The organism is Pseudomonas sp. 8 R 14 (assembly GCF_900005955.1).
GTDB lineage: Bacteria > Pseudomonadota > Gammaproteobacteria > Pseudomonadales > Pseudomonadaceae > Aquipseudomonas > Aquipseudomonas marginalis.
In genome coordinates, this window is record NZ_CVTH01000025.1 from 1 (window position 1) to 15048 (window position 15048).

Annotated in this window: 17 protein-coding genes; 11 read left to right on the forward strand and 6 right to left on the reverse strand. The window is 62.0% G+C overall.

Features of this window, described 5'->3' with window-relative positions:
* From BFQ01_RS02795 to yegS, 9 genes are all read left to right on the forward strand, one after another.
* On the forward strand, positions 1 to 518 hold a 518-nt coding region (locus BFQ01_RS02795; protein ID WP_305119668.1), incomplete at its 5' end, for a chemotaxis protein CheB.
* Complete coding sequence (locus BFQ01_RS02800; protein WP_027603872.1) at positions 518 to 1258, forward strand: flagellar motor protein; 741 nt, start codon at positions 518 to 520, stop codon at positions 1256 to 1258. The genes BFQ01_RS02795 and BFQ01_RS02800, both read left to right, overlap by 1 nt.
* Positions 1259 to 1400: 142 nt before the next feature.
* Positions 1401 to 2288, forward strand: coding sequence for a flagellar motor protein MotD (gene motD, locus BFQ01_RS02805; protein WP_065924143.1), 888 nt, complete (start codon positions 1401 to 1403; stop codon positions 2286 to 2288).
* 51 nt (positions 2289 to 2339) lie between these two features.
* A complete protein-coding gene (locus tag BFQ01_RS02810; protein WP_065924144.1) occupies positions 2340 to 3128 on the forward strand; it encodes a ParA family protein in 789 nt (262 codons plus the stop codon).
* A gap of 2 nt (positions 3129 to 3130) precedes the next feature.
* Entirely contained in the window at positions 3131 to 3925 is a 795-nt protein-coding gene (locus tag BFQ01_RS02815; RefSeq protein WP_065924145.1) for a CheW domain-containing protein, read from the forward strand.
* A gap of 81 nt (positions 3926 to 4006) precedes the next feature.
* A complete protein-coding gene (locus BFQ01_RS02820) occupies positions 4007 to 4489 on the forward strand; it encodes a chemotaxis protein CheW (RefSeq protein WP_005790025.1) in 483 nt (160 codons plus the stop codon).
* Positions 4490 to 4882 carry a DUF2802 domain-containing protein gene (locus tag BFQ01_RS02825; RefSeq protein WP_065924146.1) on the forward strand — a complete coding sequence of 131 codons (393 nt, stop codon included), beginning with the start codon at positions 4490 to 4492 and terminating at the stop codon, positions 4880 to 4882. It abuts the gene before it with no gap.
* Between the two features lie 451 nt (positions 4883 to 5333).
* A complete protein-coding gene (locus tag BFQ01_RS02830) occupies positions 5334 to 5660 on the forward strand; it encodes a hypothetical protein (protein ID WP_065924147.1) in 327 nt (108 codons plus the stop codon).
* Between the two features lie 292 nt (positions 5661 to 5952).
* Positions 5953 to 6873: a lipid kinase YegS gene (gene yegS, locus BFQ01_RS02835; protein WP_065924148.1), complete on the forward strand. Its 921-nt coding sequence runs from the start codon at positions 5953 to 5955 to the stop codon at positions 6871 to 6873.
* Here yegS and BFQ01_RS02840 read toward each other — a convergent pair.
* The 3 genes from BFQ01_RS02840 to BFQ01_RS02850 form a co-directional block, all read right to left on the reverse strand.
* Entirely contained in the window at positions 6832 to 7491 is a 660-nt protein-coding gene (locus tag BFQ01_RS02840; RefSeq protein ID WP_065924149.1) for a response regulator transcription factor, read from the reverse strand. The two genes, yegS and BFQ01_RS02840, sit on opposite strands and share 42 nt — an antisense overlap.
* Positions 7488 to 8381 carry a sensor histidine kinase gene (locus BFQ01_RS02845; RefSeq protein ID WP_065924150.1) on the reverse strand — a complete coding sequence of 298 codons (894 nt, stop codon included), beginning with the start codon at positions 8379 to 8381 and terminating at the stop codon, positions 7488 to 7490. Before BFQ01_RS02845 ends, BFQ01_RS02840 begins: the two co-directional genes overlap by 4 nt.
* 355 nt (positions 8382 to 8736) lie before the next feature.
* Complete coding sequence (locus BFQ01_RS02850; RefSeq protein WP_174562740.1) at positions 8737 to 9186, reverse strand: hypothetical protein; 450 nt, start codon at positions 9184 to 9186, stop codon at positions 8737 to 8739.
* A gap of 550 nt (positions 9187 to 9736) precedes the next feature.
* Here BFQ01_RS02850 and BFQ01_RS02855 point away from each other — a divergent pair.
* Both BFQ01_RS02855 and BFQ01_RS02860 read left to right on the forward strand, forming a co-directional pair.
* Entirely contained in the window at positions 9737 to 10672 is a 936-nt protein-coding gene (locus BFQ01_RS02855) for a chemotaxis protein CheV (protein WP_027603884.1), read from the forward strand.
* 39 nt (positions 10673 to 10711) lie between these two features.
* Complete coding sequence (locus BFQ01_RS02860) at positions 10712 to 11518, forward strand: MOSC domain-containing protein (RefSeq protein ID WP_065924151.1); 807 nt, start codon at positions 10712 to 10714, stop codon at positions 11516 to 11518.
* 62 nt (positions 11519 to 11580) lie between these two features.
* On the opposite strand, the gene BFQ01_RS02865 is transcribed toward BFQ01_RS02860, so the two are convergent.
* From BFQ01_RS02865 to BFQ01_RS02875, 3 genes are all read right to left on the reverse strand, one after another.
* Positions 11581 to 11865, reverse strand: coding sequence for a pyrimidine/purine nucleoside phosphorylase (locus BFQ01_RS02865; RefSeq protein WP_027603886.1), 285 nt, complete (start codon positions 11863 to 11865; stop codon positions 11581 to 11583).
* Between the two features lie 193 nt (positions 11866 to 12058).
* Positions 12059 to 12601: an exonuclease domain-containing protein gene (locus BFQ01_RS02870; protein WP_065924152.1), complete on the reverse strand. Its 543-nt coding sequence runs from the start codon at positions 12599 to 12601 to the stop codon at positions 12059 to 12061.
* Between the two features lie 74 nt (positions 12602 to 12675).
* Positions 12676 to 14559, reverse strand: coding sequence for an acetyl-CoA carboxylase biotin carboxylase subunit (locus BFQ01_RS02875; RefSeq protein ID WP_065924153.1), 1884 nt, complete (start codon positions 14557 to 14559; stop codon positions 12676 to 12678).
* Between the last annotated feature and the right edge of the window lie 489 nt (positions 14560 to 15048).

The following is a 15048-nucleotide window of genomic DNA, read 5'->3' on the forward strand; positions in this document are numbered from 1 at the left end:
TCGCCTTGCAGCGCGTGTTGACCCAATTGCCGGCCAACTTCCCGGCGCCGATCGTGTTGATCCAGCACATGCCCGCCGCGTTCACCAAGGCCTTTGCCGAGCGCCTGGACAAGCTCTGCCGCATCAGCGTCAAGGAAGCCGAGGATGGCGACATCCTGCGTCCTGGCCTGGCGTTGCTGGCTCCGGGCGGCAAGCAGATGATGGTCGACGGCCGTGGCGCGATCAAAATCCTGCCGGGTGATGAGCGCCTCAACTACAAGCCGTGCGTGGACATCACCTTCGGTTCGGCGGCCAAGTCCTACGGCGACAAAGTTCTGGCGGTAGTGCTCACCGGCATGGGCGCCGACGGTCGTGAAGGCGCGCGCCTGCTCAAGCAGGGCGGCAGTGCGATCTGGGCCCAGGACGAGGCCAGCTGCGTGATCTATGGAATGCCCATGGCCATCGTCAAGGCTGACCTGGCCGACGCCGTCTACAGCCTGGACGATATCGGCAGGCATCTGGTGGAGGCCTGCCTCTGATGGATGTATTGAGCCTGATCGGCATCATCCTGGCGTTTGTCGCCATTATTGGCGGCAACTACCTCGAAGGCGGTCACCTGGGCGCCCTGGCCAACGGCCCGGCGGCGCTGATCGTGATTGGCGGCACGGTGGGCGCCGCGTTGCTGCAGTCACCGATGAGTTCGTTCAAGCGCGCGATGCAAATCCTCATCTGGATCATTTTTCCGCCGCGTGTCGACCTGGCCGGTGGCATCGATCGCGTCGTCAACTGGAGCCTCACCGCGCGCAAGGAAGGCCTGCTGGGCCTCGAAGGCGTGGCCGATGCCGAACCCGACAGCTATTCGCGCAAAGGCCTGCAATTGCTGGTGGACGGCGCCGAGCCGGAAGCGATCCGCAGCATCCTCGAGGTGGATTTCTACACCCAGGAAAGCCGCGACATCAACGCCGCCAAAGTGTTTGAAAGCATGGGCGGCTACGCGCCGACCATCGGCATCATCGGCGCGGTGATGGGCCTGATCCACGTGATGGGCAACCTGGCCGATCCGTCGCAACTGGGCAGCGGCATTGCCGTGGCGTTCGTTGCCACCATCTACGGGGTGGCCAGTGCCAACCTGGTGCTGTTGCCGGTGGCCAGCAAGCTCAAGTCGATTGCCATGCGCCAGTCGCGCTATCGCGAGATGCTGCTCGAAGGCATCCTGTCGATTGCCGAGGGCGAGAACCCGCGCTCCATCGAATTGAAGCTCCAGGGCTTCATGGATTGATGGTCATGAACCCTGTAGGAGCGAGCTTGCTCGCGAAAATCGTCAACGATAACGCGGGCATCCTGGATGAACGCGTTGCTCTCGGGTTTTTCGCGAGCAAGCTCGCTCCTACAGTTGATTTGTTTTGCGGAGGTAATCGCCTGTGAGCCGTCGCCGTCGCGAGCCTGAAGAACATGTCAACCACGAGCGGTGGCTGGTGTCCTATGCGGACTTCATCACCTTGCTGTTCGCCTTTTTCGTGGTGATGTACTCCATCTCGTCGATCAACGAAGGCAAGTACAAAGTCATTTCCCAGGCGTTGATCGGCGTGTTCAACGACGCCGACCGTTCGCTCAAGCCGATCCCGATTGGCGAAGAGCGGCCCAAGACCGTGACCCCGGCCAAGCCGCTGGTCAATGACAGCGACGAAACCGCTGCCGGTGTGGGCGGCACCAGTGATCCGCTGAAAAGCATCGCCGATGACATCAGTGCCGCGTTTGGCGACCTGATCAGCTCCAACCAGATGACCGTGCGCGGCAATGAGTTGTGGGTGGAGATCGAGCTCAATTCCAGCCTGCTGTTCGCCAGTGCCGATGCGTTGCCCAGCGACCAGGCGTTCACCATCATCGACAAGGTGGCGGCGATCCTCAAACCGTTTGAAAACCCGATCCACGTTGAAGGCTTTACCGACAATGTGCCGATCAGTACTGCGCAGTACCCGACCAACTGGGAGCTGTCATCGGCCCGTGCCGCGAGCATCGTGCGCATGCTCGCGATGCAGGGCGTGAACCCTGGACGCCTGGCGTCGGTGGGGTATGGCGAGTTCCAGCCGGTGGCCAATAACGCCACGCTCGAAGGCCGCGCACGCAACCGTCGGGTGGTGCTGGTGGTGTCCCGAAACCTGGAGGTGCGCCGTAGCCTGACCGGCACCGGTACCGCCAATGCAACACCGGATGCGGCCTTGAAGCGCGCTGGCACACAAACTGCACCGGCCCCTGCAAAGCCGCCGGTTCAGCAGAGTGCCGTCAATTCTCCGTCGCCGGCTCAATAACCTTATGCAATGTCTCGGTCGCGCGTGTGCCCACCGGGAGGAACCATCCGAATGAGAGTCTGGGCAGTTGCCAATCAAAAAGGTGGAGTCGGCAAGACCACCACCTCCATCGCTTTAGCCGGCTTGCTGGCCGAGGCGGGCAAGCGTGTGGTCGTGGTCGACCTCGACCCCCACGGCTCGATGACCAGCTATTTCGGCTACGACCCGGATGCGCTGGAGCACAGCAACTACGACCTGTTCCTGCACAAAGGCAACGTACCGGCCGACCTGCCCGGGCAATTGCTGCTGCCCACCAGTAACGAAAGCATTTCCCTGCTGCCGTCGAGTACCGCGCTGGCCACCCTGGAGCGCCAGTCGCCGGGGCAGAGCGGCCTGGGCCTGGTGATCGCCAAGACCCTGGCGCAACTGTGGCAGGACTTCGACTACGCGATCATCGACAGCCCGCCGTTGCTCGGCGTGCTGATGGTCAACGCTTTGGCGGCCAGCCAGCAACTGGTGATCCCGGTGCAGACCGAGCACCTGGCGGTCAAGGGCCTGGAGCGCATGGTCAGTACCCTGGCGATGATCAACCGTTCGCGCAAACAGGCGTTGCCCTACAGCATCGTGCCCACCCTGTTCGACCGCCGCACCCAGGCGTCCCTGGGCACCTTGCGCGTCCTGCGCGATGCCTACCCGGAGACCATCTGGAACGGCTACATCCCGGTGGACACCCGCCTGCGTGATGCCAGCCGTGCCGGGCTCACGCCGTCGCAGTTCGACGGCAAAAGCCGGGGCGTGCTGGCGTACCGGGCGTTGCTCAAGCACCTGCTGTCCCAGCAGCTTGTGGCGCAGGTGGCCTGATGATGAACCGTCCCGTCGAACTCAAGGTCAAGACCCGGCCGCAACTGGCACTGGAATCCTACCTGGATGCCTTGCTGCAGGACGCGACCGCGGAAGAATTACAGGAGCCTATCCTGGTGCTGGAGCCGGCGGTCGAAGTGCCGTCGTCGAGCAGCCTGGATGAGTTCCAGTTGGCTGTATTGGAAGAGCAGGCCCGCGATGCACTCGTCGTCCCGGTCAGCGTCCCGGTGGTCGCGCCCGTCGTGCCTGTGGTGGTCGAGCCGGTCGTGGAAGTGCACCTGCCACCGAGCATCACGCCACCGCCGGTGAGCGGCGATGATCGTCCGGCCTGGGCGGCCGAGCCATTTGAATGTCTGCTGTTCGACGTCGCCGGGTTGACCCTGGCGGTGCCGTTGGTGTGCCTGGGCTCGATCTACTCGTTGGAGGGCCAGGAACTGACGCCATTGTTCGGGCAGCCGGAGTGGTTCCTGGGCATCCTGCCGAGCCAGGCCGGTAACCTCAAGGTGCTGGACACCGCGCGCTGGGTGATGCCCGACCGCTACCGCGATGACTTCCGCCAGGGCTTGCAATACGTGATCTCGGTGCAGGGCTACGAATGGGGGCTGGCGGTGCATCAAGTCAGCCGCTCGCTGCGCCTGGACCCGAATGAAATCAAATGGCGCAGCCACCGGGGCCAGCGGCCCTGGCTGGCAGGCACCGTGATCGAACACATGTGCGCGTTGCTGGACGTTGCCGAACTGGCCGAGTTGATCGCCAGCGGTGCCGTTAAGGCGATGCCGGTGAACAAACGCAGTTGATTGGACAATAAGGGCCGCGCGAGCGTGCGGCCAAAAGAAGTACACACGCCGCCTACATCGGCATTTGAAGGGGTCAGAGATATGAACAAGTCAGCGTCCGCACAAGGTTTGGATGATCCGATCCTGCAATGGGTTACCTTCAAACTGGACAACGAAACCTACGGTATTAACGTGATGCGCGTGCAGGAAGTGCTGCGCTACACCGAGATCGCTCCGGTTCCCGGTGCGCCAAGCTATGTGCTGGGCATCATCAACCTGCGCGGCAACGTGGTGACGGTGATCGACACCCGCCAGCGTTTTGGCCTGGACACGGTCGAAGTCAGCGACAACACGCGTATCGTCATCATCGAGGCCGACAAGCAAGTGGTCGGTATCATGGTCGACAGCGTCGCGGAAGTGGTCTACCTGCGCCAATCGGAAGTGGAAACCGCGCCGAACGTGGGCAACGAGGAATCGGCCAAGTTCATCCAGGGCGTGTGCAACAAGAACAACGAACTGTTGATTCTGGTTGAGCTGGACAAAATGATGAGCGAAGAAGAATGGTCGGAACTGGAGAGCATCTGATTGTTCCTTGAGGTCGCGGTGATTGTCCTGGCCCTGTTGTGGGCCGGGACCTTGGGTTTTCTGCTGCGCTATATACGCCAGCAGCGCGAATTGGCGATGCAGCAGGCCGAGCGCGATGCGGTGCGTGATCGACGGGTGCTGGAGTTGGTCAAGCGGGTCGATCACTTCCAGCAGAGTGCGGTGAAGGTCGGGGACGAGGTGCATGAACTGCGCGCCATCCTCGCGCCGTTGCCGGACAAACTGGCGCAGATCGAGCAGCGTGATCCTTCCAGCCTGTCATTTGCCCAGGCGGCGAAGCTGGTGGGCATGGGCGCTACCGTGGATGAACTGACCCAGTCGTGTGGCTTGACCCAGGCTGAGGCGCAGTTGATGAGTAAGTTACACAAGAGCTGATTGCGCCGTGTGAACCGTGCGCCTCTCTCTATGCCTTGAATGCCGGCTGCGGCTGATTGTGTCGGATGTGTCACAGTGCCATGGTTCTCCGTGGCACTTTTACTTCTTTGTGATGACCCATCTACGCATGTAGGAAACTTCACTCACAAGGATGCGAAATGTCTGTTGATCCCCCTCTCGAGCAAAACCCTCTGTTTGGCTGCCGTCTTGGGTGGCCACTTCCGCGCTTAGCGCGCAATCAAACGCCGTGCTTCAAGATCGACCGCGTAGTGCTCAGTGGCGATCAGGCTGAAGATGTCCAGTAAACCCTGTCGATGATCCGTTGCAAGGACGTTGCATCGGTGCCAGCGGCATTGACCTCACGTTGAGCCGCGGGCCATGCCAGGGACGCGTTGGCGAATCTCCAGTGTGCGATGGCCGCCGCTGATCCATCACTGAAGGGAAGCAGCGAATGAACGATCTACGCAATGGACTGTACGGCGTCGCGCTGGTATTGGCGGCGGCAGGGTTGGGCGGTTGCGCCTCGTCGATGACGGTCACCGGCGAGCCGGGGGTGAAGATGGGCCAGGGTTATGCCCAGGTGCTCGCGGTGGTCAGCCGCAACAACACTGTGACCAAGCAGGTCGACGGCCAAGGCTTCCGGGCTGAGGGTTACTCGCCGATGTTCAAGGACTGCCGGATCAAATACTTCATCTTCCAGGGCGCTGATGGCTTGCAGCAGGTGAAGTACGAGCCGGCGCCGCGGCTGTCGGTCAAACAGAATTGCCGTCAGCCGTAAGCAGCCCTTTATTCCTCTGCGAGTTGACTGCTGATGACATTTTACGTGTGGTTCCCGTGGCGCTGCTGGTGCGCGCGGTGCCGGGGCGTGATTGCCTGGACGTGATTGCCTGGACTGGAACGTGCCGGGCGCCGGGGTGATGGCGTCGACGAAAGCGGGCTTCCCCGATCACAACGGCGAAAGCCTGGGCATGCCTGGGTCGCTGGATTAATTTTTCAACGCCCATGGCTTTTTTTCGGTCGCCCAGGGTCCACATCCTTCAAGCACCTTTGAATCCAGGAGTAAGCCACCCATGACCACCCCCAAGGCACTGTTGATCCTCCACGGCAAGCAAGCCCTCAACGAGGACGTGCGCAGCGCCGTGCTGGCCCGGCGCAGGCAGGGTGGGGAGCTGGCGGTACGGGTGACCTGGGAGGGCGGTGACGCAAAGCGCCTGGTCAAGGAAGCCTTGGAGGGCGGCTATACCCACATCGTTGCCGGCGGCGGCGACGGCACCTTGCGCGACGTGGCCGAGGCCATGGCCGAGGCCAAGGGTGAAGCCAGCCTGGTGCTGATGCCCCTGGGGACCGCCAATGACTTCGCCAAGGCTGCCGGCGTGCCATTGGAGCCCGCCCAGGCCCTGGCGTTGCTGGATGTGCCGCCCCGTGCGATCGACCTCGGCCAGGTCGGCGGGCAAATCTTCCTGAATATGGCCACCGGCGGCTTCGGCAGCCAGGTCACCGCCAATACCTCCGAAGACCTGAAGAAAGTCCTCGGTGGCGCCGCCTACCTGTTCACCGGCCTGACGCGCTTCAGCGAGTTGAAGGCCGCCTATGCCGAGCTGGACGGGCCGGATTTCCACTGGAAGGGCGAGCTGCTCGCGCTGGGCATCGGCAACGGTCGCCAGGCGGGCGGTGGGCATGTGCTGTGCCCTGGGGCATTGGCCGACGATGGCTTGCTGGACGTCAGTATCCTGCCGGCGCCCCAGGAAGTGGTCGGCACCTTGCGCGAGCTGATGGGGAACGGCTGGGAGCTGGACGCGATGTTCGTGCGGGCACGCCTGCCGTGGGTCAACATCAAGGTCGCGCAGGGCTTGTACATCAACCTCGATGGCGAGCCGCTGGAAGGTGACGACCTGCACTTCGAGGCCTTGCCCAAGGCCCTGCGCGTGCATTTGCCGGTGGGTTCGCCCCTAGTCGTCCAGGCTGATGATCTGCTCGCGCACGGCAAATAACACCAGGCCCGCCACGTCGAATATCTGCAGGCGCTTCATGATTTGCGAGCGGTGGGCTTCTACGGTCTTGATGCTCAGGCCCAGGCCGTGGGCGATCTCGCGGGTGGATTTGCCGCGCACGATCAGGCGCAGGATTTCCAGTTGGCGGGCTGTGAGGTTATGGCTGTGGCTGGCGGGCGTGGTCGGCCCCTGGCTGCGCACCAGCGCCTGGTTGATCACGGTATGGGCGATCGCCGGGCTCAGGTAGCGCTCGTTGTTGCGCAAGGCCAGCAACGCGTGTTCCAGCTCGTTGGCAGTGGTGTCCTTGAGCAGGTAGCCGTGGGCGCCTGCCTCCAGCGCACACATGATCAGCTCCGGGTCGGTGTGCATCGACAGGATCAGCACCTTGCTCCTGGGGTGCGCATGCTTGAGTTGCTGTAGCGCCTCGAGGCCGCTGGTGTGCTTCATGGACAGGTCCAACAGCACGATATCCGGCAGCAAGGTATTGAACTGCTCCAGCAATTGCGCGCCATCGCTGGCTTCGCCGGTCACCGTGTAGCCGGGAATATCCTGGATCAGCGCACGTACGCCGGCCCTGATCAGTGCATGGTCATCCACCAGGAGTAATGTGCAGGTCACTCGATAACCTTAGGGGCGCTGGCCCGTTCGAGGGAGCGAGGCGCCCAGGGGAAAAGCGCGTCTATCCGTGTGCCGTGGCCTGGTTGGCTGCTGACGGATAATGAACCGCCAAGCTGGTCAATGCGCTCGGACATGCCAGCCATGCCCCGTTGGCCTTCCAGGCCGGGGTTGATGGCGGGCGAAAAGCCCTGGCCGTCATCGCAGATGGTCAGCGACAGGCCCTCGGGCAGGCGCTGCAGGCGCACCAGCAGGTTGCGCGCCTGGGCGTGGCGCAGCATGTTGGTCACGGCTTCCTGGGTAATGCGAAAGGCCGCCACGGCCATTTCCTCAGGGATGCCGCTCAGCCGTTGCTGGCATTCAAGGCTCCAGTGCACCGGGGTGTTTTCCAGGGTTTTGAGCAGGTGCGCGCGCAGGCTGGCTTCCAGGCCCAGGCTGGCGAGCTGCCGGGGGTTGAGGATGGCGGACACGTCGCGCACCTTGGCCAGGGTTTCGTTCAAGGTGTTGCACAACACAGTGCACTGGCTTTGCAATTCATCCGGCAGGCGGCGCTTGAGCCATTCGCTTTGCAGCTTGGCGGCGGTCAGCAACTGGCCGATATCGTCATGCAGTTCACGGCTGAGGCGATGACGTTCGTTTTCCTGCACTTGCAGCAGGCGATCGGCCAACTCCTGGGGCTGGAACTTGATGGATTTACGCGAGCGCCACTGTTGCAGGCCAACCACCACCAAGGTGGCCAGGTTGAGCAGCAGCACCAGCAGCGGCAACGGCGCGGAGCGGCTGTAGGCCCACAGGCTCAGCAGCAGCGAGCCGAGGCACAGGGCGAGGATCAAACGGCGTGCGTTACTGCGGGACGCGGACCTTGCGATGAATGTCTTGAGGCTGGCATGCATAGCGGATGGAGCCAATGAAGGTTCGCTGCGGGAAGACCGGTCGCGGCTGACCGGGCTCTGTTTGGAATACGTTCTTGAATCGTTCTCAAGCAGGCTGAAGTTGAGTCACTTCAAGCGGGTGCATAGTACCACCACTCTTACCGTTGGTCGCCAGGTGCCGTGCCTGGCGGGCCTATTTAAACGCGCAACAACTCGAGGAATGATAATCCCAGAGTTAATGAAGTGAGGTTGTATTATTTCAAAGGGTTTGTATCGTTAATGGCTAATTGATATTGAATCGCCATTTTTCTCCAGCGGATTAGTTGGAGTCGTCGTTTTTAGATAACCCCGTGCTTGAATGCGACCTGATAACGCTTCAAGACAAATGGTGCATACGTTGTTGCGGATTGTAACTGAAACCCTTTTGCGGAATGTGCAGGGTGACCGTGTCAATCAACTTGGTCTGTTCTTCTTTATCCAGGGTCAGCTGGCCTGTTTTTGCATCGATCAGTTCCAGCTGCCAGGCCAGCAATGTCAAGCAGTCATGCAGGGCTTCCAGGGCTTGATCATGTAACTGCAAAGGACTTTCGGCGTTGGCGATCACGTCCTGGATATGCCGCGAGAATTCGCTGATCGCTTGCAGGGCCAGGCAATCGGCCTTTTCGGCGAGCTTGATCAGGCTGATTTTCATGCAGTCGATGGCGTCACTGTCGTTGCGGATCAAATGCAGGTGGCTCAGGCATTCTTCCGACTTGGTCAGCAGCTTTTCAGCCTCGCGCAGGAACTCAGGAAGTGCAACTTGCCACTCGTTACCGTCGTTCATCATGCAAGTCTCCACAACATAAGGTCGGGTGATGAGAGGTCGCACCGGGTGAATGGCGTAAAACTACCGCTGAAAGATAACGGGAATCTGTAGGTTGCTTCTGAGTTTTCAGTAGGACGTTTATTTGAATGACGGCGACGGCTGTGCGTGGCCCCCGTGAGCGGGCTCGATTGCACACCTTCAGTTGCCGTCACGTGAACGTCTGGAAAACCCATAAGACGAGGGCTGGGGATGGCAAACAAAAGCCTGACTCCATTCATGCAATGAGAATGGCGTCACATTAATGGCTATTAGATATTGCGAACATCAGGTTGGGCCTGATTGTTCCTAGGGGAATCCCTTACATGACGGAACCTTGCGTCGATTTGAATGTCGCGCAACGTCGCTGCACCGCCATATGAACAGGCCTCAGCAGTAAAGCATGATGTCAGTGTGACATCAATGAATTTACGTGGCATTTTACCGGGGTCAAGGTCCGGCGTTTGCCGCCGATAACAAGCTAACTGCACAAACACTTCGCGCATTACTTTCCAGCGCACACCAGGAGCTCTTAATGGCCGGCATTCTCGACACGGTAGACCAACGCACGCAACTGGTGGGTGAGAATCGCCTGGAGATCCTCATGTTCCGCCTGGCCGGGCGGCAGCTGTTCGCCATCAACGTGTTCAAGGTGCAGGAAGTCCTGCAACTGCCCAAGCTGACCCTGATGCCCCAGCGCCACCCCTTCGTGTGCGGCGTGGTCAACCTGCGGGGCCAGACCCTGCCAGTGATCGACTTGTCCCAAGCCATCGGCATGCGTCCGCTGGTGCCGGGCCCCAACAGCACCATTATCGTCACCGAGTACAACCGCTCGGTGCAGGCGTTCCTGGTGGGTGGCGTGGACCGCATCGTCAACATGAACTGGGAAGCCATCCTGCCGCCGCCGACCAGCGCCGGGCGCCAGCATTACCTCACCGCCATCAGCAAGGTCGACGACCAGTTGGTGGAGATCATCGACGTGGAAAAAGTCCTCGCCGAGATCGTGCCGTACAACGCCAAGGTCTCCCGCGAAAAACTCGACGACCCGGTGCTGGAACGCGCCCGTGGCCGCGAAGTGCTGCTGGTGGACGACTCCAACGTGGCCCTGTCGCAATTGCGCGACACCCTCGGCCAACTGGGCGTGAAGATGCACATCGCCAGCGACGGTCTCAAGGCGTTGAATATGCTCAAGGCCTGGGCCGACGCCGGCCATGTGATGACCGACAAGCTGCTGATGATCTTCACCGACGCCGAAATGCCCGAGATGGACGGCTACCGCCTCACCACCGAAATCCGCAACGACCCACGGCTGCGCAAGCTCTACGTGGTACTGCACACTTCGCTGTCAGGCAGCTTCAACGACTCGATGGTGAAGAAGGTCGGCTGCGACAACTTCCTGTCCAAGTTCCAGCCGGACAAGCTGGTGGATGTGGTACGTCAGCGCCTGATGCTGGACGAAGCGTCCGCTTGACCTTAGGGTGACGGCTTTGCCCCTCAGGAATGTTGGCCCATGCTTCGTCTCAGCGCGTTGTACCGTTACCCCTTGAAGTCCGGCAAGGCCGAAACTCTTCAACAGGTCGGCCTGGATAAACTGGGGTTGGACGGCGATCGACGCTGGATGCTGGTGGATGAGGCCAGCGGGCGTTTCCTCACCCAGCGCGCCGTGGCAAAGATGAGCCAACTGTCGGCGCTGTGGAACAGCAGCGGCGGCCTGACCCTGAGTTCGCCTGGCTACGCGCCGCTGGATGTGGCGCTGCCCGGCAGCGCGGCTGAGTTACGTGGCGTGACCATCTGGCGCGACACCTTGCGTGTGCCGGACGCCGGCGACGAAGCCGCCGCCTGGGTCAGCGCCTTTATTGGCAAGCCCACGCGGCTGGTGCAGATTCCTCTGGAACGGGCGCGCACTACCCAGGCAGGTTACGGCCGCGATGATGACCAGGTCGCGTTCGCCGACGGTTATCCGTTGCTGGTGATCGGGCAAGCGTCCCTCGACGACCTCTCGCAGAAAGTCGGCCGTCCCATGGACATGCTGCGCTTTCGCCCCAACCTGGTGATCGAAGGCAGCGACGCCTTCGCCGAAGACGGCTGGAAGCGCCTGCGCATCGGGGATGTGGAGTTTCGCGCAGTCAAGCCCTGCTCACGCTGCATTCTCACCACCATCGATCCGCACACCGGCGAGCGCAGCCCCGACCGTGAGCCTTTTGTGACGCTGGAGGCCTACCGCAAGACGGAGGACGGCGCGATTTTTGGCCAGAACCTGGTCAACGATGGCGTGGGCCGCCTGGAAGTGGGCATGCCGGTGATCATCCTCGAATAAGTCATGCGCCCATAAAAAATGCCCGTCTCGCAGGAGACGGGCATTTTTTTGCGGCGCAGCGATCAGCCGCGGTATTCGCACAGGTAAGCGGTGTCCACTGCGACCTTCAATTGGAACTTGCTGTTGGCCGGTACGTTGAACTGGCTGCCGGCGGCGAAGGTTTCCCAGTCGTTGGCGTCGGGCAGCTTGACGCTCAGGGCGCCGGACACCACGTGCATGATTTCACGCTGGGCGGTGCCGAATTCGTATTCACCCGGGGCCATCACGCCGATGGTCGCCGGACCTTCTGCGGTGCCGAAAGCGATCGACTTGACGGTGCCGTCGAAGTACTCGTTGACTTTGAACATGGGCGAATCCTCGGAAAAAGTTGATGCTTTACGCTCATCCTGTAGGAGCGAGCTTGCTCGCGAAAAACCTGAGAGCGCCGCTGGGTGCCAGGTTTACCGCGTTATCGTTAACGACCTTCGCGAGCAAGCTCGCTCCTACAGTTGAGCAGCAAGGAAAAGGGGGAGTCAGTATGCCCAAGGCTTCGGGCGCTGCCTAGACCGGCAAAATCAGCGGCAGCAGGCGCGCGGTGTTGCGTGCATCTTCCAGCGCTCGATGTTGCTGGCCCTGGAACTGCATCCCCGCCAATTGCAGGGCGCCATTGAGCCCCAGGGGCTTGTCCAGGCGCCGGGCCTTGGCGAAGCGTTGCTTGAGGTTGACATGGGGCGTGGGGGCCATGGCGCTGGTCAGGCCATGGCGCTGCCACTCGAGCTCCAGCTGTACGCGATCGTAGTCACCCCAACTGGCCCAGCCTTCCAGGCGCGCCTGATGCTGGCCCAGCCAGCGCTCGAACAGCGGCCACACCTCGATGAACGGTGCAGCGCCGTCGATATTTGCCTGGGTGATATGGGTCAGCTGGCGACAAAAGGGCGTGAGCAAGGGGCGGCGCAGCGGCCGCACAAAGCGCTGGAAGTGGTCCAGCTCGCGGCCCTGGCGGTTCACCAGGCTCGCGCCGATCTCGATGACTTCCATCTCCGTCACGGGCCAGCCGCCTTCATCCGTTGTGGCTTCAAGGTCAATAATCAGCCAATGAGGCATCGCGCAGGTTCCCGTACTCGTCCTTTCCTGTTGGGGATAGAGCGTAGACCGGCCTTGTAGTTCCGACTAGGGGGTTATTCGATCTCCAGCAGAACCTGGCGATTGCGTACCTGATCGCCTGTTGTGACCTGCACGGCCTTGACCACGCCGTCCCTGTCGGCCTTGAGTGGATGCTCCATTTTCATGGCTTCGAGCACCAGCAGCAGTTGGCCTTTAGTCACCTGTTCACCGGTGCTGACGCGGACGTCGACGATGGCACCGTCCATCGGTGCCTTGATCGTGCCGCTGCCGGCGTCGGCCTGGCGCCCGGCAACCTGCTGGGTGCGGTTGGTGACGATAAGGCCAGGCAGCCACAGCCGGGAGCCCTCCAGGTGATAGGCGATGCGACGGCGAACGCCGTTGAGCACCAGGGTGGCGCGACGGCCATCGGTGCTGAGTGGCAGGGCGGCGGCGGTGACGGTGTGGGTTTCGCCGTCGGCCTCCAGGCGAAAGGTGCAGGGAACACGGGCGTTGTTGCGCCATCCCGCGAGGCCGTGGGGATGCTGGTCGGCGCTGTGTTGGTAAAACAGCGCGGCGGCCAGGGCGAGTTGATCACTTGTCGCGGCCGGGCGCGGTATTTCGCTGAAGTGCTCGGCGATAAACCCGGTGCTGAAATCACCGTCGATAAAGCCTGGGTGCTTGAGCAGTTCAGCCAACAAGCGCTGATTGGTCGTCACCCCCAGCAACAGCGTGTCCTCCACCGCCCGCAGCAGCTTGCGCCGGGCTTCTTCGCGGGTGGCGCCATGGGCGATGAGCTTGCCGAGCATCGGGTCATAGAACGGGCTGATGGTTTCGCCTTCGCACAGCCCATGGTCAACCCGTACGCCCACGGCCGGTTCCCAGCGCAGTACCTCACCGGTTTGCGGCAGGAAGCCCTGGGCCGGGTCTTCGGCATAGAGGCGCACTTCCATGGCGTGGCCGTTCAGGCTCACCTGCGCCTGCTCGAGCGGCAGCGGCTGGCCGGCGGCGATTTGCAGTTGCCAGGCCACCAGGTCGAGGCCGGTGATCAGCTCGGTGACCGGGTGCTCCACTTGCAGGCGGGTGTTCATTTCCAGGAAGTAGAACCGGCCGTTGCGGTCGAGCAGGAACTCCACGGTACCGGCGCCGAGGTAGTTTACCGCGCGTCCGGCCTTGAGCGCGGCTTCGCCCATGGCCTGGCGCAGTTCGGGCGTCATCACCGGGCAGGGCGCTTCCTCGATGACTTTTTGATGACGGCGCTGGATCGAGCAGTCCCGTTCGCCGAGGTAAATCAGGTTGCCGTGGCGGTCGCCGAATAGTTGGATCTCGACGTGGCGCGGCTCGATCAGCGCCTGTTCGAGGATCAGTTCGTCACTGCCGAACGCATGCCTGGCCTCCGAGCGGGCGCTGTGCAGGCTTTCCAGCAGCGCCTCCGGCTGGTGGACCAGGCGCATGCCACGGCCACCGCCGCCGGCGCTGGCCTTGATCATCAGCGGGTAGCCGATGCGCTCGGCTTCACGTTGCAGGCAGGTGTCGTCCTGGGCGCTGCCCTGGTAGCCGGCGATGCAAGGCACCCCGGCCTCGAGCATGGCGAGCTTGGAGCGGCGCTTGCTGCCCATCAGTTCGATGGCCTCGGCGCTGGGGCCGATGAACGTCAGGCCGGCGTCTTGGCAGGCGCGGGCGAAGCCCGGGTTTTCCGAGAGGAAACCGTAGCCGGGGTGGATGGCATCGGCGCCGGTTTTTTCCGCGGCCTCGAGGATGGCCGGGATATTGAGGTAGGACTGTTGTACCGCCGCGGTGCCGATGCGCACGGCTTCGTCGGCCATCTGCACGTGCAGGGCCTCGGCGTCGGCGTCGCTGTAGACGGCGACGGTGCGGTAGCCCAAGGCCTGGGCCGTGCGCTGGATGCGGCAGGCGATTTCGCCGCGGTTGGCGATCAGGATTTTTGTGAACTGCGGCATTTTTTGCTCCGTGTGTATATCCGTTATTTAGGTAACGGCCACTTAGGGTTCCGCTCTTACAGCGGGTCACTTTTGGAAGGACCGGAATGCCGGCCCAGCCAAAAGTAACCAAAAGGTCCTCGCCCCAACACTCGGCACCTCGCCTAGGCTCGGTGTGCCCTCACTCCGGCTTTGGAGCGTGGGCCGCCGCAATGGGCCATCCATGGCCCAGTGCGGCTAACCCGGCGTCCTGCCGGGTTACCCACGCTCCAAAGCCTGCGTTCGGCCAGCGTGTTTGACGGGGCGATCCCAGATCAAAAACAAAGCGAGGCGGCCTTAAAGCCGACCTGATTATTGAAGCGTGCGCGGTGTGGCTTCTACTTCCTTAACCGCTGACGAAGTCAGCAATCTTTTGATCTGGCTCTGGCTCTGGCTCTGGCTCTGGCTCTGGCTTTTGATCTTGATCTCAGGCGCCCCGTTAACCACGCTGGCCGAACGCAGGCTTGAATC

What these genes read in the sequence shown, in the direction of transcription:
- BFQ01_RS02800 (WP_027603872.1), top strand. Translation starts at nt 518, where the DNA reads ATGGATGTATTGAGCCTGATCGGCATCATCCTGGCGTTTGTCGCCATT.
- BFQ01_RS02810 (WP_065924144.1), top strand. Translation starts at nt 2,340, where the DNA reads ATGAGAGTCTGGGCAGTTGCCAATCAAAAAGGTGGAGTCGGCAAGACC.
- BFQ01_RS02815 (WP_065924145.1), top strand. Translation starts at nt 3,131, where the DNA reads ATGAACCGTCCCGTCGAACTCAAGGTCAAGACCCGGCCGCAACTGGCA.
- BFQ01_RS02820 (WP_005790025.1), top strand. Translation starts at nt 4,007, where the DNA reads ATGAACAAGTCAGCGTCCGCACAAGGTTTGGATGATCCGATCCTGCAA.
- BFQ01_RS02830 (WP_065924147.1), top strand. Translation starts at nt 5,334, where the DNA reads ATGAACGATCTACGCAATGGACTGTACGGCGTCGCGCTGGTATTGGCG.
- yegS (WP_065924148.1), top strand. Translation starts at nt 5,953, where the DNA reads ATGACCACCCCCAAGGCACTGTTGATCCTCCACGGCAAGCAAGCCCTC.
- BFQ01_RS02845 (WP_065924150.1), bottom strand. Translation starts at nt 8,381, where the DNA reads ATGCATGCCAGCCTCAAGACATTCATCGCAAGGTCCGCGTCCCGCAGT.
- BFQ01_RS02850 (WP_174562740.1), bottom strand. Translation starts at nt 9,186, where the DNA reads ATGATGAACGACGGTAACGAGTGGCAAGTTGCACTTCCTGAGTTCCTG.
- BFQ01_RS02855 (WP_027603884.1), top strand. Translation starts at nt 9,737, where the DNA reads ATGGCCGGCATTCTCGACACGGTAGACCAACGCACGCAACTGGTGGGT.
- BFQ01_RS02860 (WP_065924151.1), top strand. Translation starts at nt 10,712, where the DNA reads ATGCTTCGTCTCAGCGCGTTGTACCGTTACCCCTTGAAGTCCGGCAAG.
- BFQ01_RS02865 (WP_027603886.1), bottom strand. Translation starts at nt 11,865, where the DNA reads ATGTTCAAAGTCAACGAGTACTTCGACGGCACCGTCAAGTCGATCGCT.
- BFQ01_RS02870 (WP_065924152.1), bottom strand. Translation starts at nt 12,601, where the DNA reads ATGCCTCATTGGCTGATTATTGACCTTGAAGCCACAACGGATGAAGGC.
- BFQ01_RS02875 (WP_065924153.1), bottom strand. Translation starts at nt 14,559, where the DNA reads ATGCCGCAGTTCACAAAAATCCTGATCGCCAACCGCGGCGAAATCGCC.